This window comes from Lactobacillus ultunensis DSM 16047, assembly GCF_001436305.1.
Lineage (GTDB): Bacteria > Bacillota > Bacilli > Lactobacillales > Lactobacillaceae > Lactobacillus > Lactobacillus ultunensis.
This window is the reverse complement of sequence record NZ_AZFO01000006.1, coordinates 1-24,322: the sequence shown is the minus strand read 5'-3', so window position 1 is coordinate 24,322 and position 24,322 is coordinate 1. Positions and strand designations below refer to the sequence as shown.

General features: G+C 34.6%; 26 protein-coding genes and 2 pseudogenes. 18 read left to right on the top strand and 10 right to left on the bottom strand.

Going from position 1 to position 24,322, the window contains the following annotated elements:
- Nucleotides 1-28 precede the first annotated feature (28 nt).
- A complete protein-coding gene (locus FC57_RS02940; protein ID WP_007126086.1) occupies nucleotides 29-334 on the bottom strand; it encodes a DUF2187 family protein in 306 nt (101 codons plus the stop codon).
- Between the two features lie 96 nt (nucleotides 335-430).
- On the opposite strand from FC57_RS02940, the gene FC57_RS02935 reads away from it, so the two are divergent.
- From FC57_RS02935 to FC57_RS02920, 4 genes are all read left to right on the top strand, one after another.
- On the top strand, nucleotides 431-994 hold the full coding sequence (locus FC57_RS02935; protein WP_040529562.1) for a guanylate kinase: 564 nt from the start codon (nucleotides 431-433) through the stop codon (nucleotides 992-994).
- Between the two features lie 164 nt (nucleotides 995-1,158).
- Nucleotides 1,159-1,716, top strand: coding sequence for a C40 family peptidase (locus tag FC57_RS02930; protein ID WP_007126088.1), 558 nt, complete (start codon nucleotides 1,159-1,161; stop codon nucleotides 1,714-1,716).
- Nucleotides 1,717-1,889: 173 nt separating this feature from the next.
- Nucleotides 1,890-3,278, top strand: a complete 1,389-nt coding sequence (locus FC57_RS02925) for an ATP-binding protein (RefSeq protein WP_007126089.1) — start codon at nucleotides 1,890-1,892, stop codon at nucleotides 3,276-3,278.
- A 168-nt stretch (nucleotides 3,279-3,446) separates the two neighbouring features.
- Nucleotides 3,447-4,325, top strand: a complete 879-nt coding sequence (locus FC57_RS02920; RefSeq protein ID WP_007126090.1) for a C40 family peptidase — start codon at nucleotides 3,447-3,449, stop codon at nucleotides 4,323-4,325.
- Between the two features lie 57 nt (nucleotides 4,326-4,382).
- Here FC57_RS02920 and FC57_RS02915 read toward each other — a convergent pair whose 3' ends face one another.
- From FC57_RS02915 to hflX, 3 genes are read right to left on the bottom strand one after another with little or no spacing between them, the layout of a single operon-like run.
- Nucleotides 4,383-4,574, bottom strand: a complete 192-nt coding sequence (locus FC57_RS02915; protein ID WP_007126091.1) for a hypothetical protein — start codon at nucleotides 4,572-4,574, stop codon at nucleotides 4,383-4,385.
- A 19-nt stretch (nucleotides 4,575-4,593) separates the two neighbouring features.
- Complete coding sequence (locus tag FC57_RS02910) at nucleotides 4,594-5,604, bottom strand: CAP domain-containing protein (RefSeq protein ID WP_007126092.1); 1,011 nt, start codon at nucleotides 5,602-5,604, stop codon at nucleotides 4,594-4,596.
- A 15-nt stretch (nucleotides 5,605-5,619) separates the two neighbouring features.
- Nucleotides 5,620-6,885 carry a GTPase HflX gene (gene hflX / locus FC57_RS02905; RefSeq protein ID WP_007126093.1) on the bottom strand — a complete coding sequence of 422 codons (1,266 nt, stop codon included), beginning with the start codon at nucleotides 6,883-6,885 and terminating at the stop codon, nucleotides 5,620-5,622.
- Nucleotides 6,886-7,103: 218 nt separating this feature from the next.
- On the opposite strand from hflX, the gene FC57_RS02900 reads away from it, so the two are divergent.
- The 14 genes and pseudogenes from FC57_RS02900 (at nucleotide 7,104) to FC57_RS11530 (ending at nucleotide 20,577) form a co-directional block, all read left to right on the top strand.
- A complete protein-coding gene (locus tag FC57_RS02900; RefSeq protein WP_007126094.1) occupies nucleotides 7,104-8,150 on the top strand; it encodes an LCP family protein in 1,047 nt (348 codons plus the stop codon).
- 14 nt (nucleotides 8,151-8,164) lie between these two features.
- Nucleotides 8,165-9,040: a YveK family protein gene (locus FC57_RS02895; RefSeq protein WP_007126095.1), complete on the top strand. Its 876-nt coding sequence runs from the start codon at nucleotides 8,165-8,167 to the stop codon at nucleotides 9,038-9,040.
- A 14-nt stretch (nucleotides 9,041-9,054) separates the two neighbouring features.
- Nucleotides 9,055-9,876: a CpsD/CapB family tyrosine-protein kinase gene (locus tag FC57_RS02890; RefSeq protein ID WP_007126096.1), complete on the top strand. Its 822-nt coding sequence runs from the start codon at nucleotides 9,055-9,057 to the stop codon at nucleotides 9,874-9,876.
- The gene (locus FC57_RS02885) at nucleotides 9,876-10,646 is read left to right on the top strand and encodes a tyrosine-protein phosphatase (RefSeq protein WP_007126097.1); all 771 of its coding nucleotides are present in this window, start codon (nucleotides 9,876-9,878) and stop codon (nucleotides 10,644-10,646) included. Before FC57_RS02890 ends, FC57_RS02885 begins: the two co-directional genes overlap by 1 nt.
- 93 nt (nucleotides 10,647-10,739) lie before the next feature.
- Nucleotides 10,740-11,390, top strand: a complete 651-nt coding sequence (locus FC57_RS02880) for a sugar transferase (RefSeq protein ID WP_040529565.1) — start codon at nucleotides 10,740-10,742, stop codon at nucleotides 11,388-11,390.
- Nucleotides 11,391-11,395: 5 nt separating this feature from the next.
- On the top strand, nucleotides 11,396-12,520 hold the full coding sequence (locus tag FC57_RS02875; RefSeq protein WP_007126099.1) for a glycosyltransferase: 1,125 nt from the start codon (nucleotides 11,396-11,398) through the stop codon (nucleotides 12,518-12,520).
- Nucleotides 12,521-12,534: 14 nt separating this feature from the next.
- Entirely contained in the window at nucleotides 12,535-12,984 is a 450-nt protein-coding gene (gene pssD / locus FC57_RS02870; protein ID WP_040529568.1) for a PssD/Cps14F family polysaccharide biosynthesis glycosyltransferase, read from the top strand.
- 12 nt (nucleotides 12,985-12,996) lie between these two features.
- Nucleotides 12,997-13,500, top strand: coding sequence for a glycosyltransferase (locus tag FC57_RS02865; RefSeq protein ID WP_007126101.1), 504 nt, complete (start codon nucleotides 12,997-12,999; stop codon nucleotides 13,498-13,500).
- Between the two features lie 19 nt (nucleotides 13,501-13,519).
- On the top strand, nucleotides 13,520-14,449 hold the full coding sequence (locus FC57_RS02860) for a glycosyl transferase (RefSeq protein WP_007126102.1): 930 nt from the start codon (nucleotides 13,520-13,522) through the stop codon (nucleotides 14,447-14,449).
- 36 nt (nucleotides 14,450-14,485) lie between these two features.
- Nucleotides 14,486-15,379 carry a glycosyltransferase gene (locus tag FC57_RS02855; protein WP_187364793.1) on the top strand — a complete coding sequence of 298 codons (894 nt, stop codon included), beginning with the start codon at nucleotides 14,486-14,488 and terminating at the stop codon, nucleotides 15,377-15,379.
- Nucleotides 15,380-15,393: 14 nt separating this feature from the next.
- On the top strand, nucleotides 15,394-16,467 hold the full coding sequence (locus FC57_RS02850; RefSeq protein ID WP_007126104.1) for a glycosyltransferase family protein: 1,074 nt from the start codon (nucleotides 15,394-15,396) through the stop codon (nucleotides 16,465-16,467).
- Between the two features lie 255 nt (nucleotides 16,468-16,722).
- Nucleotides 16,723-17,712 carry a hypothetical protein gene (locus tag FC57_RS02845; RefSeq protein WP_148449516.1) on the top strand — a complete coding sequence of 330 codons (990 nt, stop codon included), beginning with the start codon at nucleotides 16,723-16,725 and terminating at the stop codon, nucleotides 17,710-17,712.
- Nucleotide 17,713: 1 nt separating this feature from the next.
- Nucleotides 17,714-18,973: a flippase gene (locus FC57_RS02840; protein ID WP_007126106.1), complete on the top strand. Its 1,260-nt coding sequence runs from the start codon at nucleotides 17,714-17,716 to the stop codon at nucleotides 18,971-18,973.
- A gap of 401 nt (nucleotides 18,974-19,374) precedes the next feature.
- Nucleotides 19,375-20,577: pseudogene (locus FC57_RS11530) on the top strand (IS110 family RNA-guided transposase).
- 267 nt (nucleotides 20,578-20,844) lie between these two features.
- Here FC57_RS11530 and tnpC read toward each other — a convergent pair.
- From tnpC to FC57_RS02805, 6 genes and pseudogenes are all read right to left on the bottom strand, one after another.
- Nucleotides 20,845-22,164 carry an IS66 family transposase gene (gene tnpC / locus FC57_RS02825; protein WP_275477053.1) on the bottom strand — a complete coding sequence of 440 codons (1,320 nt, stop codon included), beginning with the start codon at nucleotides 22,162-22,164 and terminating at the stop codon, nucleotides 20,845-20,847.
- On the bottom strand, nucleotides 22,112-22,330 hold the full coding sequence (locus tag FC57_RS02820; protein WP_040529574.1) for an IS66 family transposase: 219 nt from the start codon (nucleotides 22,328-22,330) through the stop codon (nucleotides 22,112-22,114). The genes tnpC and FC57_RS02820 overlap by 53 nt, the downstream gene beginning before the upstream one ends.
- Nucleotides 22,266-22,730, bottom strand: coding sequence for an IS66 family insertion sequence element accessory protein TnpB (tnpB, locus tag FC57_RS02815; RefSeq protein ID WP_007126111.1), 465 nt, complete (start codon nucleotides 22,728-22,730; stop codon nucleotides 22,266-22,268). Before tnpB ends, FC57_RS02820 begins: the two co-directional genes overlap by 65 nt.
- Complete coding sequence (locus FC57_RS11085) at nucleotides 22,727-22,903, bottom strand: hypothetical protein (protein ID WP_169302924.1); 177 nt, start codon at nucleotides 22,901-22,903, stop codon at nucleotides 22,727-22,729. The genes tnpB and FC57_RS11085 overlap by 4 nt, the downstream gene beginning before the upstream one ends.
- Before the next feature lie 83 nt (nucleotides 22,904-22,986).
- A pseudogene (locus tag FC57_RS02810) lies at nucleotides 22,987-23,929 on the bottom strand (ISL3 family transposase); the annotation flags it as partial.
- Nucleotides 23,930-24,101: 172 nt separating this feature from the next.
- On the bottom strand, nucleotides 24,102-24,322 hold a 221-nt coding region (locus tag FC57_RS02805), incomplete at its 5' end, for a UDP-N-acetylglucosamine 2-epimerase (protein WP_201781914.1).

Genomic DNA, 24,322 nt, shown 5'->3' with positions numbered 1-24,322 from the left:
ACATTGCGCGGGGTTCTTTTCATAAATATTACTTCTTGCTCTTAGAAGATTTCTTATCGTCCTTCTTCTTGGCAATCTTTTCAACCTTAACCTCATTAGTTGAAGCGGTCTTGCTGTTCTTAGCGGCACGAGCTACCTTTAAGTGCTTGAAGTTAACTACGATCTTGTTGTTCAAATCATTAACTGCAGTTTCATCGACTGGATCGTAAGAGGTAATTGCTAAAAGAGCAGAATTTTCATAAATTTTTTCAACCTTGCCTTGGAATGGTTTCTTAAGTTCTTCTTCTGACTTAGCGCCAACGATTGCGCCAACTTTTACATCTGCTTTTTTCATGCTCTTTATTATCCTTTCCAAATAAAAAGTATTCTTCTTTTATGACAAAGGAATGGTAATATATAAAAGCAACATTTTCAAGTGGGGGACTTTCTTTTGAAAAAAATAATTATAATCGCAGGACCAAGTGGTGCCGGCAAGACGACTATTTCTGATTATTTAAGTGAAAAATACGGCATTCCACGTGTCCTGACGCATACGACACGGCCGATGCGTACTGGTGAGAAACAGAATGTTTCGTATCATTTTGAAACAGATGAAACATTTGCCCAGCTGCACTTTTTCGAACATATCAGATATGGCTCTTATCAATATGGCTCAAGTCGTGAAGCATTAAACCTCGCTTGGAAAAAACATGATCTCGTGTCGCTGATTGTTGATATTAAGGGTGTTTACACTTATATTAAGCAACTTGGCGATAAAGTTTATTTTTTGTATGTTACGACATCGACTAAGGAAGAATTGAAGGAGCGCCTGCTTAAACGAGGGGATGATCCTGAAAAGATCAAGGAACGTCTCAGCGGTAGTGAATTAAACTTGCTACCGGAAGATTTGAAACAGTACGCTCATGTAATTGTTAACGATGATTTAGCGAAAACAAAACAGGCGCTCGATGCCTTAATGGCGCGATTTCAGGCCAAAAAATATAGATTGCTTTAAAATTTACAAATTTTCTTAACGTAATGGTAGTTTTTTTGAAACATTCATGTAACATTTCGAATGTATTATATAAATCGTCAGCTGATCCGAGAGGTCAGTTTTAATAAAAGAAATTAAATTTTAAAAACAACAATCAACAATCATTTTTAAGGAGAAAATTAATTTTGAGTTTTAGACGTACTTTAGTTAAGTCAACAACAGTTTTATCAGTACTTTTTGCAGGTCTTGCGACTACTACCGTATCTACAGCGACAGCAGTTCATGCTGATGACATTAACACTACAACTGTTAATGCTGAAAATTCGACTTCAAATATTGAAACTAATAAACCATCAGATTCTTCAATTGAAAAGGTTTCGACAGTAACTAAGAAGCGCAATGAAGTTGTTAAGCTTGCTAAAAAACAAATCGGCAAGCCTTACGTTTGGGGTGCAACTGGTCCCTCAGGTTTTGATTGCTCAGGTTTGACTTCATACGTTTTCAAGCACGCTATTCACAAGACTTTACCAAGAACCACTTATGGTCAAATTACTTTAGGTAAGTCAGTATCTGTTTCAACTAAGAAGCTTAAGAAAGGTGACTTGTTATTCTGGGGGAACCATCACGTAGGTATTTACGTTGGTAACGGCAAGTTTGTTCATGCACCAGCTCCTGGTCAAAGTGTTAAGACTCAAAGTTTAGCTTCATTTTACCCATCATCAGCTAAGCGTATTATTGACTAATTAATTTCTCAAAAAAATAAAAGGAAAGAGTTGAGCAAAAAGCTCAGCTCTTTTTTGTGTAGAAATAAGATTATTCTTACAAAGATTATTGTCATAGCAATTATTGTTATGACAATAATCTTTACGATAATAATACTTAAAACTATAATTATTAATAAGGATGGTGAGGGACTATGTTTGTAGGACGTGAACACGAACTCAATAGTTTAAATCAACATTATGAATCAAATAATTATGAATGTGCGATTATTTATGGCCGACGTAGAATTGGTAAGACAGAATTAATCTCTGAATTTGTGAAAGATAAACCCACAATCTTTTATACTGCTACACAGGAAAATGAAGAGGCAAATCTCACACGTATGAGCAAGGCAGTATTGTGTTTTGAAAACCCTAATTCTTTGGGAAATGCAAGCTTTTCTAGTTTTAATGACTTGCTTGAAGAAATTGGAAAAATCGCGCAAGAAAAAAGAATAGTTTGGGTAATCGATGAATATCCATATCTGGCTGAATCTTATCCTGGTTTTAGCTCTTTATTACAAAAATTTATCGATCGCAATTTCTTACATAGCAAGTTATTCTTAATTCTCTGTGGTTCCTCTATGTCTTTTATGGAAAAGCAAGTGCTTGGATATCAAAGTCCATTGTATGGCAGACGAACCATGCAGTTGAAGATTGAATCGTTCAATTTTCATGAAGCTCAAAAAATGTTACCCCAAGTTGATAAACAAGCTGCCTTCGCTCTTTATGCAATTTCTGGCGGAATTCCCCAATATTTGAGCTATTTCTCTCGTGCTAAGAGTGTAAAGGAAGCAATTATTGATAACTTTTTAATGAAAGATGGCCGGCTTTTTGAAGAACCTAATAACTTAATAAAGCAAGAATTGCGTGATCCCGCTAATTATAATTCGATCATTGCGGCAATCGCTCAAGGTCATTCACGTTTAAATGAAATTGCTACAGCAACGCAAATTAAAGCTACATCGTTGCGCAGTTTTTTGAGCAATTTAAGTGAATTAGAGATTATTGATCGGGTCGTACCAGTTACAGAAGATCCTAATAAAAGCAAAAAATCTGTTTATCGTATTAGAGACGGAATGTACAGATTCTGGTATCGTTTCGTTCCATCGAGATTGACTTTAATTGAAAGAGGAATGGTAGACGTTGCTTGGCAGGGAATAGAGTCTAAGTTGAGTAACTTTCTAGGTGCTGATTTTAAAAAACTATCACAAGATTATTTGTGGGAACATTATAATCCTGAAAAAACGCCGTTCACTAAACTGGGCAATTGGTGGGGAACGGATTCTAGAACACGTAAGCAAGTTGAGCTAGATGTACTGGCTTTCTCCACTGATGATACAAGCTTTGCCATATTTGGCGAATGCAAATGGCTCAATGAACCTATTAGTAAACAAATACTAGAAAAGCTGATTTTCAATAGTAATATTTTCAATTATCCTAAAAAATACTATTATCTTTTCTCTAAAACCGGTTTTACAGATGAGTGTCACAAATTAGCTCAAGAAGTAGGCTGTCAACTAATCACTTTTAAAGAGATGTAAGCAAGTTTATGTTTTTATTAAACTGGTATTACTTCTGTAACACTACTGTAATATAAACTAACTATCATAAAAATTGTTAATGTATTAAAGAACTTTTAAGATTTAGTGATTAATAAAGGTTCTGTTACCCAACCTAATAATTTAAAGATATAGATGTAGGGGAATTTGATGAATATTAAGAATAATTTTGTAAAAGTTGCTGCAGCTGCTACTTTAACTCTGACTAGTGTAGCTGCAGTAAATACTGTCAAACCGGATTTAACTAATGCTGCCGTTCAAGCTGCTACTACTAGGGTTAAGATTAATTATGTTCCAGGTTATGGTGTAAACATCTGGACTAATTACAATCATGGTCATTTCACTGGTCAACGTGTACAACATGGTACTACTTGGAATGTCCTTGATCGAAAGACAGATAAAAAGGGCTATATATGGTACAAAATAGGGACACATAAATGGATTAAAGCTAACTACACTGTAAGTGTTGATAAGAATATACCGATGCAAACAAAGATTACTAGGAAAAAGAAGACATTAATTGCTTTAAGTACTACCGCTAAGAAGAGGAAAGCTAAAGCCAAGAAGAGCAAGGTTGCTAAAATTAGAAAAGCTAAGCAAATTGTCAATGCAACGCGTAAAAAGACAACTACAGCTGCTCCAAAGAAGTTAACTTCAACGCAAGCTTCTAGCAAGGCAGCAGCTGTCGTAGCTTTGGCTAAACAAATGGTAGGTAAAGGTTATGTTTGGGGCGCAACTGGTCCCGATACATTCGATTGTTCAGGCTTAGTGCAATATGTATATCAACATGCTGCAGGTACCAATTTACCACGTACCACTTATGATCAAGTGAAGGTTGGTCAAGAGGTACCAATGGATCAAGTGCAAGCCGGTGATCTGTTATTCTGGGGTTCTGCAACTACTCCATATCACGTAGGTATTTACGTTGGCAATAACCAATATGTCAATGCAGCTACGCCAGAACAAGGCACTATTATTCAAACAATGACAAGTTATTATTATCCCACAATTGCTAAAAGAATTTTATAATTATAAAAACTCAAAAGACCAGGTACATTCGTACCTGGCCTTTTTGCGTACGTAAGACTATTTCTTCATTAATTTTTGAATTTCTTTATCAGTAAAAGTATTAGGATGTTTTTTCTTGATTTGATCAAAAATGAAAGTATCAGATAGACCACCATCACGCATCATTTCAATTGAATTTTTAAGCTCTTGCTTAATACTTTGCTTAATGCCCTCGCGTTTGCTATCTTGCAGCTCTGCTTCAAGCTTCATTTTGTCATCCCTCTTAACTTTACTTCAACTTACCTTTTTGCCTAAAGAATCTAAACGTGTATGTATAATGCTTGCCAATCTGCACGCGATACTTGTGCGTGTTGACCAGCTTAGTCTTCTTGCTAGGACGGTAAGTAATCGTCGTCGTATAACCTTCACCGTAGAACATCGTGCCAAAATTCTTCACTTGAATAGCACGGTAGAGCCGCTTCTTCTTAAGAGATAAATCCGTGATATAGATCTTCGGCTTGCCCGAAATACGGTCAGTTGTAGAGTATGACCACGGCGTATTCCTGCCGACTAGCTCATATGGAAAAAGACGGTTAGCAGGGTACACAATGCGGTTCTTCACAGGAGCCCGCAAAATATCGTCCGCGAACAAACCATTCTCCACAGAATACAAAATATTGTTGATTCTGCCGTATGCGGCACCGATCCCCATACGAGTAGCCCGTGTCGATAAAATCAAAGCCCTGTGGCCAATATTGCCCTTACCGGCAATATTGTTGTCTTCCCGAAGCAAATCGGTCACGATATCGCCAGCAGTAGCGCTGCCGTCTTCTAGAAAGTTAAGATTGCCCAATGTTGAGCTCTCGGCGATATCCCAGTCGGCATCGCTGATGTAATCGGGCTTCACATAGTTCAACAAACCATGTGCTTGTAAATTAGGCGCTGCATTCACAGAAGCAAGAGCTGCCGCCCCAATCTGTGCATTAACGTTATCTGACTCATTGTTTGCTTCTTCGGGCAAACCAACTAATGAACGGTAATAGTTGATATAATTTATCGAAGCAGGGATGTAGGACGGATTAAGCACACCTGCAGAGAAGGGAACATTGAAGTTAGGTCTTCTTAAATAAATGTTGCTTTCATTATATTTAACCTGACTTAATTCCCGGTAGTCCCGCTGAAACTTGCGCACAATCCTTGCTTCAGATTTGCTATAGCGAGCAGCTTGGACCGGTGCACCTGCACTCAGACCAACTGCTAGAGCTGTTACTGCTAATAACAGCATTTTTTTAACTTTCATTTTCTTTCCTTATTACTAGACCAAATATTGTTTAAAGCGTCCTTGGTCGTCAGGCGCAATATTTGCTTCAATGTGTACGCCATCGTCTTGGTAGTCTTCACTCAAAACCTGGGCATTTTCATGCAAGTATGCCAGTTCCTTGCCGCTGCCGAGTGGCAATACTAGTTCAAGTTTCTCGTAATTAGCGAAGACGCGTTTAGTGATTAAATCGGCCAGCATCTTAATCGACTTTGGATCAATAGCGGAATAGAGGATATCACTACCTTCGATTTGCGGATAGTTGCGATCGGTCTTGTCGGCCTTGTTGTCGGCCGTAATCATCGGGATGCCCTTAACGTCGATCTCGTCTAAAACGTTCTGCGTCGTGCGAATCATCTGAACCATGTTCGGGTCGGAAGCATCAACAACGTTGATCAAGAGGTCGGCATCTTTAGTTTCTTGCAAAGTTGCCTTGAAGGATTCAACCAAATTGTGGGGCAACTTAGAGATGAAACCAACGGTGTCGGACAAGATGAAACTGAAGTTGTCCTTCAAATCGATCCGCCGCACGCTTGTGTCCAAAGTAGCGAAGAGCATGTTCTTGACGAAAACTTCCTTGTCACGGTTCTCCGCACCGAATTCTTTTAGCAGGCCATTCATCGTAGTCGATTTGCCAGCGTTGGTGTAGCCGACTAAAGCAACCTTAGGGATGCGGCTCTGATTACGACGAGCTGACTTGATCTCTTCTTGACTAGCAACAGCCTTTAATTCTTTCTTGATGGCTGAAATTTGCTTGCCGATTGTCCGCCGGTTCAATTCCAGTTTACTTTCACCGGCACCACGGTTGGCGTAGCCACCACCACGCTGCTGGTCCAAGTTGTTCTCGGAGGGATGCAAGCGAGGCAATTCATATTGCAAGCGTGCAAGTTGTACTTGGAGTTTAGCTTGCTTGGTACGAGCACGACTGGCAAAAATTTCTAGAATTAATTCAGTTCGATCGACTACACGCAGCTTAGTTAATTTCTCTAAGTTACGAATTTGTACTGGCGTTAATTCATCATTTAAAACCAACACCTTTGCTTTCAAACCGCGAGCCATCGTCTTGATTTCGTTAATCTTACCTAAGCCGAAATAAGTGCCGGCCACAATCGATTCCGCATTTTGATAACTCTGCCCAACAACTTCCATGTTGTCTGCCTCAGTTAAGTTAGCGAGCTCTGTCATGTAGTAATCGAAGTTGGGGTCGTTTAAGTTCACACCGGCAATATATGCCTTAGTTTTTTTCGGTTGATTATCAATCATGTAAACACCTCGTTATTAGTTTATTGCTTAATTATATTGTATTACAGTTGGATATAATAAGGAAAAAGTCAGGTGTGTTAAAAGATTTAATGCGAAAGAAATTGATGTCCAAGTCATAAATGCATAAAAATTAAATGAAAAAACTGTTACAAGCCTAGTAAAAACATAGGAAACGAGTATATAATAAAAAAGTTGTAGAAAACATTAAGGGGATCAATATGGCAGAGAAAAAATCAAATAACAATGAAATACATCGCCATCATCACCGCCGTCACCATCATCGTAGGTTTTGGCGCGGCTTTTGGATTGTGATTGGTGTAGTTGTAGTCATTGGACTTTTTGCTTGTGGCCTGATTTACAAGAATTTGCGTGATACAACGCAAAACATGTATACTCCAGTTGCCAAGCAAACAAAGAGTAATCGAGGTCGTAATCTCGATAATTTATTAGCGCAAAAGAAACCAATTAATATTCTTTTGCTAGGTACCGATACTGGTGCTATGGGAAGACACTGGAAGGGTCGGACAGATACCATGATGATGATGGCTATTAATCCTAAGACTAATAGCACATCAATTGTATCTATTCCACGTGATTCGAACGCGATCTTCCCTGACTTCCCACAATATGGCGTAACCAAGATTAACTCAGCTTATACATTAGGGGGGGTTGGTGAAACCATTAAAACATTGGATAAATATTACAGTGTGCCAATTGATGGCTACATCATGATTAATATGGGTGGTCTGAAGAAAGCAATTGACCAAGTAGGTGGGGTTGATGTAACTTCACCATTAACATTTGATAATATGGGTTATCACTTCGAAGAAGGCAAGACTTATCACATGAATGGTAAAAAGGCTTTAGCATTTGCTCAGCTTCGTCACGGAGACCCACAGCAAGATTATGGTCGTCAAGATCGTGATCGTCGTGTTGTAATGGGATTACTTAAAAAATCTGTCTCACCGACGACATTATTAAATACCAAATTCTTAAATTCAATTTCAAGTGAAATGCAAACCGATTTGACTATGAATCAGATGTATAAGATTGGGATGGATTATCGTAAAGCTACTGACAATGTTTCTCAAGATCATGCTCAGGGTGTAAGTAAGCAAACTAATAACCCCAAGTTTGGTATTATGGAAATTGAAGTTATAAGTAAGGGTGAGAGACAGAGAGTATCTGATAAGTTGAGGGATGCTCTTAACTTGCCTAAGGTAAAAGTGGCTGCTAATAATTCTAGTTATGTAATGAATCATTAATAAAGGAAAGATAGATGGAACAAGAACAAAAACAAACTGATAATACAATTGATCTTACTCAATTGCTTCAGATATGTCGTAGACATATCTGGGCATTAATTCTGTGGAGTATTGGCCTTGCGGTTATCGGCTGGGGTCTTGCTGAATTTGTAGTTACACCTAAGTATTCTTCAAGTGCACAAATCTTGGTTAATCAAAAGAGTCGTAATAACGATCCAAATGCGGCTTATGTAACTCAACAAGCCAATATGCAAATGGTTACAACTTATAAAGATATTGTAACTAGTCATAAAATTTTAGAGGAAGCTTCTAATCGTTTAGCTAATCCAACTGTAGTAGTTAAGAAGGCGAAAAAAGCTGTCTATAGAATTGATGAAAACGGTAGACGTAGATTAGTGAGAAGAGCTCAACCGGCTGTAATTGAACGTTCTGGCAAATCATATGTAGTATCTGCTAAACAATTAGCTAAGAATATTTCAGTTAATACGCAACAGCAATCACAAGTTTTCTCAATCTCCGCTGAATCTAATACACCTGCAAAAGCTAGAGCTGAAGTTAATGCTGTAGCCGAAACTTTTAGTAAGGAAATTCCTAATATTATGAGTGTAAACAATGTCACTATTGTTGCTCGTGGTACTATGGGAACTCAATCTTCACCTAATGTTAAATTATATACTTTAGCTGGTTTTGTTATTGGATTAGTATTAAGTTTTGCTGTGATTATTATTCGTGAAATGACTAATACTACAGTTCGTGATGATAATTACCTTACTCAAGAGTTAGGTTTAACTGATTTAGGACAAGTAGCTCATTTCCACTTGTCATCCTCATTTAGTATTAATAAGAATAAACCTAATAAACGTGAACGTCTTACAAGACATCGAGTATAGCTAAAGGAGATATTATGTCACTTTTTAGAAGAAAACGTGGTACTAATGAAACAATTGAAAAGGGTGCCAAGTTAATTACTGTAGCTAAGCCCAAGGGCCCAGTGTCAGAACAATTCCGTACCATTCGTACGAATATTAACTTCATGGCTGTTGATCATGATATTAAGTCTGTTGCTTTTACTTCTGCTAATATTAGTGAAGGAAAATCAACTATAGCAGCGAATGTAGCTATTACATATGCACAAGCAGGTCGTAAAACTTTGTTAATTGATGGTGACTTACGCAGACCAACTGTACATACTACTTTTAATCTAAGTAATCATGTTGGTCTCAGTACAGTTATTTCATCTAGTGCCAAAGAAGTTGATCTTGATAAGGTTATTCAAGATAGTGGAGTGAAAAATTTATCTGTTTTAACAGCGGGTCCTATGCCACCTAATCCTTCTGAACTTATTAGTTCCAAGCGTATGCATGACTTTATTGATTTAACTGAAGAACATTATGATCTTGTAATTATTGACTTAGCTCCTGTTCTTGAGGTATCTGATACTCAATCATTAGCTCGTCATTTAGATGGGATTATTTTAGTTGTTCGTCAAGGGCATACTCAAAAGTTAGCGATTAAGCGTTCAGTTGAAATGCTTAGATTTGCCAAAGCCAGAATTTTGGGCTACATTATGAATGATATTAGTTCTGATAATGCAGGTTATGGCTATGGTTATGGTTATGGTTATGGCTATGGTTATGGTTATGGTTATGGTTATGGTTATGGTTATGGTTATGGCTACGGCGAAGAAAAGAAGAAGAAAAGTTGGTTTTCTAGGTTAAAGAAATAATGATATTAGTTGATATTCACTGTCATATTTTACCTGGGGTCGATGATGGATCTAAAGATTGGCAGACTTCAATTAAACTAGCAAGAGATGCGGTTAAAGATGGGGTAACGCATGCGGTTTGTACTCCTCATATGCTTAATGGTAAATATGTTAATCACAAAAAAGATGTGATTCGGTTAACCGAAAACTTTCAAGATATGTTGAATGATGCTAAGATACCATTGACAGTGTTTCCTGGACAGGAAGTGAGAATTTCTGGCGATCTACCAAAGGCATTGGATGAGGATGATATACTTTTCTTAGATGAAGCTGGACAATATATGCTTTTGGAATTTCCAAGTGATGATGTTCCAACTTATACGCAGGATATGGTCTTTAGTATTATGCAACGTGGAATTACACCAGTTGTTGTTCATCCTGAACGTAATAGTCGAATATTAAAAAAACCAACGATCTTACAAGATTTGATTGAACAAGGTTGCTTAGTACAGATTACTGCTAGTTCATATGTTGGTACTTTTGGTAAAAATATCGAAGAGATGAGTCGCCGTTTTATTGAAGCTGGACAATGTGCTTGTTTTGCCTCAGATGCTCATGATTTACCTAAGCGACAGTATGAATATAGCGAGGCACTGAAGAAACTAAGTAATGAATTTGGTAAAGAATTTGCTGAACAGTATCGAAACAATGCGCGAGCAATTGTAAATGGTGATGATGTCCAACTTAATTGGCGTCCGCTTAAGAAGAAAACAAAGTTTTGGTTCTTTTAATTAAACGTACAAATATGAAAAATGCCTACATAGAAATAAAATAGGTATTATAATATAAGGATAAAGTTCGTAAGAGGGTAAGAGGAATAAATGATGGCGATGGAAAAACTTAAAGTTAATCCGAGAAAGGTCAATAATAGACCTTTTTATCATACAATTAAAAGATTGTTTGATATTATTGCAAGTGCAATTGGGTTAATTCTTCTATCGCCATTATTTTTGTTTTTAATCATTAAGATTAGGCATGAAGATGGAGGGCCGGCATTTTATTCCCAAGAACGTATTGGCAAAGATGAGAGACCATTTAAGATGTGGAAATTTCGTTCCATGGTTGTAAATGCAGATAAGATGATTGATCAACTTGAGGATCAAAATGAAATTGATGGTGCGATGTTTAAGATCAAGGATGATCCGCGAATCACTAAAATTGGACATACAATTCGGAAGTATAGTCTTGATGAATTACCTCAACTTTATAATGTATTAATTGGTGATATGTCGCTAGTTGGTCCACGTCCACCTCTACCTTCTGAAGTAGAAGAATATACTGATTATGATAAACAGCGGCTTGAAGTGATGCCGGGATGCACAGGTCTGTGGCAAGTGACACGTAGAAGTCAAGCTGACTTTGATGAAATGGTCTGGCTTGACATTATGTATATTAATCATTCTGGCCTGTGGGAAGACTTTAAGTTAATTATTAAGACGATACTAGTTATGATTCATCCTAATGGAGCTTATTAGAAGTTATGAAAAAGTTACTTGTAGTTGCGAAGTCACTTGGTGGTGGTGGCTCAGAAGTTGCACTTATAGAATTTCTTAATCGTTTGGACGAAAAAAAATATAATATAACTTTGCTTTTGCTGGATAAAGATACAGAATATAGCTATCGCTTAAAGAAAAAAATAAAAATTGAATATATTAAATTTGACAATAAATTTTATCATTCATTAGCCTCTATGTATGCTTTACCTGGTAAAGCCATTAAGAAAATAGGCCTTAATAAATACTTTCCAATTTATGATGTAATAGCTAAACATAGTAGAATGCCCTTTTTGCCGCATTATGATGTAGCGATTGACTTTTATGGATATGGTGCATTTACAACAGCCTTTTTAGCTTTGAATGTTAATGCAGATAAAAAGGCATTTTGGTTGCATGATGAACAAATGCCCTGGATAGTAAATGTAGAGAGATATTTTAGCAATTATAGTAAGATATTTGGGGTATCGAAGGCAATAAAAAAAACATTTGATAGTTTATATCCTCATTATAGGGAAAAGTCTGATGTTTTTTATAATGTTATAGATATTAAAAATATTTTAAAAAAGTCCATAGAGTTTTATCCTAAGGAATTTAAAAATAATATATTTAATATCGTAACAGTTGGAAGGCTAACTGAGCAAAAAGGATATGATCTTTCAGTCAAAGCTGCTAAACGATTAAAAGATGAAGGAATTCATTTTAAATGGTTTGCTATTGGTGAGGGTAAAGATAGACGTAAGTTAGAGAGATTGATTCACAAACTCAATTTAAACAATAACTTTATTTTATTAGGAAGGCGAGATAATCCATATCCATATATTAAGAATTGTAATTTGTTTGTCTTGCCATCGCGTCATGAAGGTTATAGTGTTGCCCTAGTAGAAGCAAGAATTTTGAAAAAATGTATTGTGACATCTGATTTCCCTGCAAATGTAGAACAAATTGATAATGGTAAAACAGGATTAATATCTAAACTTAACGATAAAGATTTAGAGAATTGTATTAAGAAACTATATTTAGATTCCAAATTGAGAGATAAATTAGAGAAGAATGTCACAAAAGAAAACATTAATTTTGATGGCCAAATAAATAAGATAAGCAATATCTAAAGGAGAGGGAAGCTATGAAAGTATGCTTGGTAGGTTCAAGTGGTGGACATTTAACGCATTTATATATGTTAAAACATTTCTGGCAGAATAAAGATCGGTTTTGGGTAACTTTCGACAAGGAAGATGCTCGAAGTAAATTAAAAGGTGAAAGGATGTACGGATGTTATTATCCTACTAACCGTAACCTGAAAAATCTGATTAGAAATACTTTGTTGGCTATTAAAGTGCTCCGTAAAGAAAAACCTGATTTAATCATTTCAAGTGGTGCTGCGGTAGCAGTTCCATTTTTTTATATCGGTAAATTAATGGGAGCAAAAACGATTTATATTGAAGTGTTTGATCGTTATGACAAACCAACGTTAACTGGTAAGTTAGTATATCCTATTACTGATCGTTTTATTGTCGAATGGGAAGAAATGAAAAAGGTTTATCCTAAAGCAATTAATTTGGGAAGTATTTTTTAGTTAGGTGATTTTATGATATTTGTGACTGTCGGTACTCATGAGCAACCGTTTAATCGATTAATTAAAAAAGTTGATGAATTGGTCGCTAATGGCGATATTAAAGAAAAGGTTATTATTCAGACTGGATTTAGTACCTATGTACCTCAAAATTGTGAAGCTCATAAAATGATGTCATTTGATGAAATGCAGGGAGCTTTAAAAAAAGCGAGGATTGTAATTACACATGGAGGTCCATCTAGTTTTATTGAAGCTTTGCAATTTGGAAAGGTTCCTATTGTAGTACCGAGGCAAGAAAAATTTCATGAGCATGTTAATAATCATCAAGTTGAGTTCACAAAGTTAATTGCGAAGCAGATGAATAATATAATTCCTGTTTATCAAATAACTCAATTAAAAGAAACTATTGAAAATTATAATAGAATTATAACTACTAAAAAAACTGGAGAAAGTAGTAACAATGGTAAGTTTATCAGGAAATTTGAAATTATAGTTGATGATTTAATGCACGGTCATTAGTATTACAGGATTATGTATAATGAAACGAATAAAGCAAATAAAAAAAATAAAACAAGATTTTGGCATTTATTTTCTGCTTGTGTCAATATTAACTACTTTATTTAACAAGAGTTCAAATAAAGTAGGACATAAATTACATCATTATAAATATAAATTAGTAACAAGATATCTCCAAGACAATTATCAAGATGTGATAAAAAAATATAGTAATAAAAAGGGTGCTAATTCAAATCGTTTAATTTCTGAAAGTAATTATGTGTGGATATGTTGGTGGCAGGGGATTGATCAGGCTCCAGAAATTGTTAAGGCATGTATTAATCGAATAAAAAAAATATATTGTGATAAGAACGTTGTAGTTATTAATAAGAATAATTATGACAAATACGTTGATATTCCTAACGAAGTACTTAACAAGGTTAATAGAAAAATATTTAGTTTAACGTTTTTGTCCGATATTTTGAGATTTAGTTTGCTTGCCAAATATGGCGGAATATGGATTGATTCTACAGTTTATGTTGAGAAAAGGATGTATGATTATGAAAAGTCTCACTTTTTTACAATTAAACATGGAAAATATTCTGACTGGCATGTTTGTCAAGGAAAATGGACTGGTTTTCTAATGGCAAGTGGAAAAGGTAACCCGGGGATACAATTGATAAAAGATATATTAATTCGTTATGCGATGGAAGAAAATACTTTAATGGCATATTTGTTAGTAGATTCTGCAATCACAGTAGCATATAATAATGTGATTGAGTTTCATACGGAGGTTGATGAAGTATTGCCAAATAATCAAGAGGTTTTTTCTATGGAAAAAGAGTTAAATTCTACCTTACCTAATTATCAAGTTCCGTCCGTTTTTAATAAATTATCTTATAAGTACGTATATAAGAAAAAAATTGATGGGAAAAAAACAGTATATGAACGAATTTTAGAAAATCAGGTTTAATAGTATAATATGTTTGATAATCAAGACGTTATAGTTATGATGTCTACTTATAATGGAGAAAAATACTTAAAAGAACAAGTAAATAGTATATTAAATCAAAAAGAAGTAAGTGTACATTTAATTGTACGAGATGATGGTTCGACTGATAATACATTAAAAATTTTAAATGAATATCAAAAAGAAGGAAAATTAGAGTATTATAAAGGAAGAAATTTGGGACCGGCTAAAAGTTTTCTTGACATAATTAACTCTAAATCCTTGAGTGAGATTCAAGCCAATTACTTTGCTTTTAGTGATCAAGATGATATATGGAAAAGTGATAAACTTATTAGGGCAATTAATATAATTTCTACTTCTGATGAACCTTACTTGTATTGTGCTGACTTTCAACGAATTGATCAAGATGGAAGATATTTAAAAAACAATTTTCATTTTACAACTTCCACTTTTAATCAATCAGTAGTATGTAGTTATTGTACGGGGTGTACTATGGTTTTCAATTACTCCCTATTAGAGAAAATAAGAATTGGAAAACCAGATTATCTTTTAATGCATGATGATTGGATTCATAAGGTATGCCTTGCCATTGGTGGAAAGGTCTTTTTTGATAGGGAATATCGAGCTGTATTGTATCGACAGCATGAGGGGAATGTAGTAGGATCTAGAGCAGGTTTGACACAAAAAATTAAAAATTTGTATAAGAGATCCCATGATCAAAAAGATTGTATGTATAAAGAATATGCGGAAATAATGGAAATATACAAACAAATAATTCCGAAACCGCAATTAGATGTTATTAACCAAATATTGGAATATAAAAAAAAGAATGTTGTTAGTAGATTAAAATGGTGTTTACAAAAGAAATTTAGGATTCATCCTATTAAATTAGCTAAAGAATTTGTATTAGGAATTCTTTTTAAATTTTATTAGAATCTGAGGAATCTATGGAATCAATTTTATATTTAATGAAACTGGATTGGTATTGGATTAAACAGCGACCACAGTTTATTGCTGAGGGATTATCAAAGTACTATGATGTCAATGTGATATATAAGTATTCTTTTAAAAGGTCCAAATTACAACACAATAAGACTACATCTAATGTAAAATTACATCCTCTTGTAACGATACCCAATAAATTAAATAAATATTTTTTGTTTAAAAAAATTAGTGATTTTATTTTTACACAAAAAATAAAATCACTAATTAAAAGAAAGAAACCCAAAGCAATTTATTTTACTACTCCATTATCAATTGATTTTTTACCTAAAGATTATAATGGAAAGATTATTTATGACTGCATGGATGATAATTTAAATTTAGATAATGATCCTACAATAAAAGAATTGGAGAATGATTTAATAAAAAAAGCTGATGATGTTTTAGTTACAAGCGTTAATTTACAAAATATTTTAATAAAAAGATATGGATATGAAATAAGAAAAAAGCTACATCTAGTTAGAAATGGCTTTTCGGGTAAAATTCTGAAGGTCCCTTTTAAAATATATTCAGATAAGAAGATTGAGTTAGCTTATATAGGTTCTGTTGCTAGATGGTTTGATTTTGATCTTTTAAAGAAAAGTCTAAAACGTTTTCCAAATTTAGAATATACTATTATAGGTCCTGTCGATGATGATATAAAAATATTAGATCCTAGAATACATTTTTTAGGTACTGTAGAACATGAACGTCTTTATGAAAATATTAAGAATGCACGGGCTTTAATTATGCCCTTTAAGTTAAATAAAATTATTGAATCAGTGGATCCTGTGAAATTATATGAATATATCAATTTTAATAAAGATATAATTACAATTAAGTATCCAGAAGTAGAACGTTTTAATAATTTTGTATATTTCTATAAAGACGAAGAAGAATTTTTCACTCAAATAAGAAGAATAGTCAATACTAAATCTTTAAAGTTTTCACAAACAGAAAGAAGAAATTTTTTGTTACAGAATAATTGGGATAAAAGAGCGGAGCAAATATATCAGATTATAGAAGGAAAGTATATCTAAATAATGAAAATAAGCTGTTTAAAAGTATATAAATTAATAGTTCTATTAGTGGTAATACTTAATTTAGGAATTCTAAATATAAACTATAATAAATCTATTACGTGGTTGTATCTATCTTCTATTATTTCGATAGCTACTTTTTTTGTCTTTTTGTTAAATAAACATCATATAAAAATGAATAGCGAGTATGTATTGTATTTAACTTTGATAATTGTACTTTTTTTTATCCAGCTTTTTAGATGTATACAACAATTTATGCCTGAATTATCTGTAAAAGAAGCTGTTCAAAGATATAATGGTGTATTTTTGCTGTTATTAACTTATCCAATATTAGAAGTATTAAAAAAAGATAAACGAGATTTTTTAAAACAAGTAGTAATTATAGGATATATCTATTTGTTTTTTAGAATAGTAGTGTGGTTTATGTTTAATTTTAAAGGAATAAACATAGCACCAGGATATTTTTCAGGGCAGTCTGGAACTGCATGGACTAGACAACTGGGGAATTTGAATTTATCAAGACTATCAGGTACTTTTTTAGATAATTTGTTAATAGTTTATTCGACAGTTAAAGTCTTAAATAGTGATCTTAAAAAAGATAAAATATTGTATGGCTTGTTTTTAGTGCTTTGGTTTATGTATACAACAATTGTTTACCAATCTAGAATGCAAGCTGTTATAGGTATATTCACTGTCTTATTTTTAATCTACGTTAAAAATAAATTCTCAAAAAATAAAGTTTTAAATTACTTGTTACTGTTGTTATTATTATTTGCCATCATAATGTCTTATTATGATAATATTGTAGGACTTCTTCAGTCGTTCTCGACAACTGATTCAATGTATGGTGGCTCGACCGCCGCTCGGTTAAATGGAATAGAGTATTTTTATGGATTATGGAGAAATTCTAATGTCTTATTAGGAACAGGATTTTTACCTGATCAAATAAAACTTACGTATTATACTTTTTATGTGGTAGACTATGGCTTTTTTATGAATTTAGTTGAGTTTGGAATAATAGGATCTTTTATATATTTATTTCCATTTATCAAAGGCTTAATTGTCGGAGTAAAAGTAATAAGAAACAAATTAATAACTGATAATATGATTTTTTGCCAGATTGGGTTAACTTTTTATATGACATTAGGCATGGTTCTCTATAATTATTACTGGATGGATTACATAACAATAATGCCGTTTTTTATTTCTTTAGTATTATATTCTGCTAATACATTGAGGGGTTAGAATGCTGAAATCAATTAAGAATAAGCTTAAAAGTAAAACTGTGAATAATGGAATATGGATGTACCTATTGCAATTGTTTAATACGGTAATTCCATTAGTAACCCTTCCATATGTAACGAGAATTTTGGGAACTTCTAAATATGGTGTTTTTTCTGCTTCATTTAATTTAGTTAGTTATCTACAGGTTATAGTAGAGTATGGATTTGCAATGTCGGCTACTAGAGAGATTGCAATCAAAAGAAATAAAAAAAATATCAATAAGCTATTTTCTACAATTTTATATGCTAGATTGCTATTACTTGCAGCTTGTATCATTTTTTCGATTATATATTTATATTTTTGGCATCCTGATTTTATTCAAATTTTAAGTTATTGGATGCTTATGATTATGCTGCTTGCTACAACAATTCAAGAAAATTGGTTATTTCAAGGCCTTGAAGATATGAAATATATTGCTATAACTAATATAATAGCTAGAACAATAACAATGATTTTGATTTTTTGTTATGTAAAAGGAATAGATGATTTATTAATATATTGTTATTTGTATGCAATAGCTCCTTTAATTAGTAACCTTTTGGGATTGGGAATAGCCAAGCGAAAATACAATATTAGCTTTGTAAAGGTTAACTACACTGAAATATTTTCTGAATTAAAAAATGGATGGTATATTTTTACTACTCAGTTTACTTCAAAGGTGTTTGGAGCAATTGGAGTAACTTTCCTAACTTTTTTTGATACTTCATCTACTGTTGGGATTTTTTCCGCCATACAAAAAATTCCTAATACATTAATTTTGATGTGGAATCCGATTAGTACTATTTTATTTCCAGTTGTAAGTAAAAAAATGAAAATTTCCTTTTTACAGGGAAAAAAGTTTGTTCTTAAAGTGAGAAAACGATTGTTAGTACTATTTTTAATTCCTACAATAATATTTTCACTTTTTTCATATCAAATAGTTAAAATAGCGTTTGGAATTAATTACGCTACTAAGTCATATTGGTTGATTCCTTTGTTATTATGGCTCTTTGTATCAATAGATAATAACTTTTGGGGAGTTCAAATATTATTAGGTAGCGGTCATGATAAACAGTATAGTTTATGTTTTATGATAAGTGTTGTTGCTACGATAATATTTAACTTAATTTTTATTAAAATTTGGGGCGGTAGTGGAGCTGCGTGGGCTCCACTTGCTTCAGAATTATTGTTAGATATTTTATTGATACGATCTGTAAAGAAAATTGAAGTTGTAAATGATTAGTATCTCTAATTCTAGATACAGTGAAACGTAAAAAACGTGACTTAGACCCAGAAAATCACCTGAATTACTTGCTTTAGAAATTACCAAATAAAAGATTTTTAAACTCAACAACACTTGACGCTTACGTACTATTTATAAGGAGAAAAGGGTTCTTTGTCAAGCACCCTAAAGTATAAAGGTAGATAGAAACATGACGATGTTTTTATCTGCCTTTTTTCTTATATTTAGATTGAGGGTGAGGTCGACAACAGGATGGAATATTAAATTCGATTGTCAAACGGGCCCATAAATATTTATTTTCAATTAAACTAGATTAAGGGTGAGGATCTTAGAGATCGTATAATCGAGAAATGGAGCTGAAAATAAATATTTACCTCAATTGATTAAAATGAGGTGATTAAGTGAATATTATTGGAATTGATGTTAGTCAAGGTGAAAGTCATGCAACTTTGATAACAGAAGAAGCGGAAAAAATAGTTTTTAAATTTAAACATAATAAGAGTGGCTTTCAAATATTAAATTCGTATATTAAGTCCAATACGATAATAATATTTGAAACTACAGGTGTTTATTCAGCCCAGCTTACTACTTATCTAAAAAGTAAGAAGGTTAAGTTTTATGAATTAAATCCTTTAGAAGCAAAATTAAGAATGGCCTCTTTGAGAAGAAATAAAACTGATAGGAACGATTCATTTAAATTGGCCTTATTAGGTGCAACACAATTAACAGAAATAAAGAAACATTGTAATAAACGATCTACTTCGCCCTATGAATCTTTACGGATTTTATCCTTGAGATATAAGCAATTAATTAAATGTAGAACCAGAATACTCAATTTTCTTCGCTCCAGTTTAGAGCTTACTTTTCCAGAGTTAAAATTTTCAAAAATGCTTATGCGGTTTTAGCTCTTCAAATATTTAGGATGTATTGTCATCCTGATTTTTTGGTAGGGCTAACTCTTAAAGAAATGACCGATAGAGTTTACCAATCTGTAAGTAGACGAATACACAAAGATGTAATTCAAAATTATTGTGCTCAAGTTTGGTTGGCAGCTAAAAATTCTTATCCTGCCGTTCCAGCAGATTCTTTAGAAATTGAAGTTATTTCAGAATATTGTAATGAGGTAGAAAATTATAATAAAGAAATAACGTATATTCAAAACAGATTAATTAAGATAGCTGTTTCCCTGAATAATTTTAAAATTATTTCTAGTATTCCAGGAGCTGGGCAATTAAATAGTGCTCTATTACTCGGTTTTACTGGTGATCTTGCTCGCTTTGATAATTATAAGCAGCTCAATGCTTTTTTGGGGTTAGATCTAAATAGATATATATCAGTCTGGTAAATATCTTAAAGGCGATACGATCAATCGTAGAGGTAATAGTCAAGGTAGAGCCGTTGAAACAGATATGATTCGAAGCATGTTACGAAATCAGGGCAAAATTAAAAATCATTTAATTGATTATTATTACAAACTAAAAAAGCCACCTTTCAATAAGCATGACAAGGTAGCTTTAATAGCATGTGCTAATCATTTGAATCGCACTATTATAAATTTGGTCCACACACATCAATTTTATAATTATTCTAAGGCAATTCAGTAATAAAATATTTAGCACTCAATAAGTGAAAAACTGCCAAAAGACTAGTCTTTTGGGGTTATGTTTAGTATACTCTTTTTTCTCTATAATAATGATTGACATTCTATAAGAAATCCTGTTGATAAGGAGTAGAATCAAGGTAAGCGTCAAATAACTGAGTGTATTGAAAAGCGCTCACTTGTGTGCAGTCATAGGTTATCAAAAAAGGCCATCTCTTTAGATGACCTTTTTTGAATTGCCTTATTTACAGATCTTTTGGATTCTTTCTTGCTATAGCAAATAAGCCTCAAGTGTCGTTGAGTTTAAAAATTCCTCATTTGGCAGCTTCTGAAGCAAGTAATTTAAATATTTTTCTGGATCTAATCCATGTCTTTTGGCTGTTTCGATCAGACTTAAAATGGCGCCACTAGTCTGCGCACCGGTAAAGCTCTGAGAGAAAAGCCAGTTTTTGCGCCCCATTACGAGCGACTTGACGGCTCGTTCGGCTTTATTGTTAGACAGTTCTAGACGGCCATCAAGCAGCACATGTTCAAAGGTTTCTTGATGTTTCAAAGCATAGTTGATGGCACGACCCAATTTAGAACCAGGCAATACCGAAACTTCCTGCTCTCTACACCAAGTGAAGAATTCTTTCATCAGTGGCTTGAGCCGTTCTTGACGAACTCGATAGCGTTCTTCATTAGTTAGCTTTTCCCATTCTTTCTCTAAGCGGAACATTTGCGTGCAACGTTGCCAGCCTTGTTTAGCACAAGACTTGTCTGAAGCATTTTGTGGCACGGCTTCAAAGAACTTCCTTCTGACATGAGCCCAGCAGCCAACCAAAGTGGCGTTAGGCAATTGTTGGTAAGCTTGCCACATATCGCAATGCAAGTAACCATTGTACTTACCTAAAAAATCAAGTGCCACTTGCCCGCTGCGGTGCGGATCATGATGATACAGCGTGATTCCCTGTTTATCATGTTTGCTAGATAAGAAAACCCAATAGTAGGTTTTGGCTGTTTCACTTTCCAGCACGGTATAGTAGGTTTCCTCGGCATGCAAGACAGGTTGAGTTAGCAGCTTGCTTTTAAGCAAGTCATACATTGGCTTGAAGTAGTACTCGGTACATTTCAAGCCCCAATTGTTCAAGTGCTGTCTTGAAATTTCAAGTCCCATTTTCCGCCAATAGCTTTCTTGGCGGTAATCCGGCACTTTCATTTCATACTTTTGGTATAAAGCATGAGCGACTAAAGAAGCTGAACCCAAGCTGTGATTCAAAGGGGCTTTAGGTACTTCGGCTTTAATGATTTTATCACTAAGATTTCTTTGGCTACAATATTGGCACTTGTAAGCATGCTGGATATGGTCGAGCCGTTTAATCTGTGCTGGAATAAACAATAATTCCTGCCGAATTGTATATGAGCCGATTTCAGTCAGTTTGTGATGACAGTCAGGACAGCTGCGATCAGTCAATTCATGATGAACCTCTTCAGCCGGGAAAGCGGCCAGTAATTTAGCCCGCTGTCTTTTATGAGTATGTCTTTGATAAGTAACAGTTTTAATGTCGTCGGGGATAGTCTCCATCGTCATCTGCTTGCGGTTCTTCTTCATCAAACAGACTTGTTTGACCATTCGGAGGCATCTGCTCTGATGACTTGCCGTAACGCTTTTGCGTTAAATAAGCTATTTGTTCACGGAGGAGCTTAATCTCATCAGTTAGGTTTTGAATGGTGGCTGCTTGTTGAGCAATAATCTTTTCTAAAGTTTCTTCTGACATGGTTTTGCTTCCTCCCAAATTTGTTAGTTAAAATTATGCTAAAAAAGCGCACAATGTCAAGCATCAGTAGAAATTGCGCGCTTTCGTGTGGAGTGATTGCAAAGCCTTTCATCAACCAGTCGACTTGCTGGGAAGTCAAAGCTTGAACCTCATTTTGATTTTGCGGCCAGTTCATTGTGCCGTTTTCAAAACGTTTATAAAGCAGCCAATAACCTTGACCGTCCCAATAAAGTGCTTTGAAGCGATCTTTGCGTCCGCCGCAAAAGAGGAAGACTCTGCCACTAAAAGGATCAAGCTCAAATTGTTCTTTAACCAAGGTTGCTAGTCCATCAATACCTTTGCGCAGATCAGTTTTGCCACAAACGATATAGACCCGACCTAAGTCACTTAAATTGATCATGGCAAGATCTTCTCAAGCAGCTTATTCATTACTTCGGGATCTAAACTGCTATAGAAGTTCAGTTCCAGATCGTTCTTTTTCAAACTGAGCAATAGATTATTACGTGATGGCCGATTCATCTTTGGCCTTGCCGGGTGATTAAGCGCCACAATTGGCTGTCGTTTTTCGAGCATATGATTACCTCCATTAATTGATGAGTTAATCATAGCCGAAAGAGGAGCCAGGGGCGATACACTTGGTTATTTGACGCTTACTTTTGCATCAGGTTATATGAGTTCTCCAAGGCAGGATTGGCACTGATGCCTTCCATGACTACTTGGGCTTGTGTCAAGCAGTCTTTGTAATGCCAGTTGTAGCGAGGATGAACCTTTTCCAAGTCATCGTACTTCTTCAAGTATAATTTCCAAGGAGATTTGAGTAGCTGATATTGTCTGGATCTTTTATCAAAGGTCTTCATTACCTGAACTCTTAGCGAGTTGAAAGAGCGCGTAAGCATTTGGATCATGTGAAAGCGATCGATGACAATTTGAGCATTAGGAAAACAAGCTCTGACAATGTCCTGATAGTAAAAGTTGAGATCCATCGTGACCGTTTTGACGTTGGCTCTGGCTTGAGGTGAAAAACGACCAAAATACTTAAGCAGGGTCTTTTTATAGCGGGTTCTAAGAATCTGAACGACTTGATGATTGTCGCCATCCAAGCAGATAAAGTGCAGCTGTCGGTCGACCCCTTTGAACTCATCAAAAGCTAAATGAGCCGGCAGATATTCGTAGCTGTCAATAAAACGGTGCGAGCAGTTGCCCAGCACTCTTTGGACGGTATTGACCGAAACATTGTTTTCTCTGGCAATGCTGGTCATTGAGCGGTCTTCTGTTAGTGCGCTTAAGATTTTCAGTTTAGAGGCATTGGAGATACAGCAGTATTTGTCAGTTAGCCGAGACTGAGCCATTGAGCATTTATTGCAGGCTCGGCACAATACTCTTTGCTTAAATAGCCTGATAATTACCGGTCTGTTGGTATTGGCAGTTCAGTTTTCAAGCGTTCGTTGTGAATCAAACTGACAGAGCCACAGTACGGACAAGCAGGCTGGATCAGCACTGCTTGATGCCATATTCAAGGCGATAAAAATAATTTTCGAAAATTATGTTAGGGTCTTCAATATCAAGGGAAAATTTAATAGAATTATTGTAAGTGGACATAGTAATACCTTCGTTTATACATAAAATATTTGGTGGAACGGATTTTTCATTGTATGGGGACCATGTCCTCTTTTTTGATACAATAAAAAAACTGTTAACAGCTTATCATATAGGTAAGTCATCAACAGGAAAAATTATAAAGCTAATAAAAGCGGAATTGCCGCTTTTCCGTTTATTCAAAATCTTTTGGCTTAGCTACTTCATCTTTATGGAAGTAGTAATAAACATCATCCATGATACGATCGCTGGCATGACCATCACCATATGGGTTTTTAGCATTAGCCATTTTATCGTAAGCTGATTTATCTTCTAATAACTTGAGCATCTCATCATGAACCTTATCTACTTGAGTGCCAACCAACTTTAAGGTACCGGCCTTAACGCCTTCTGGTC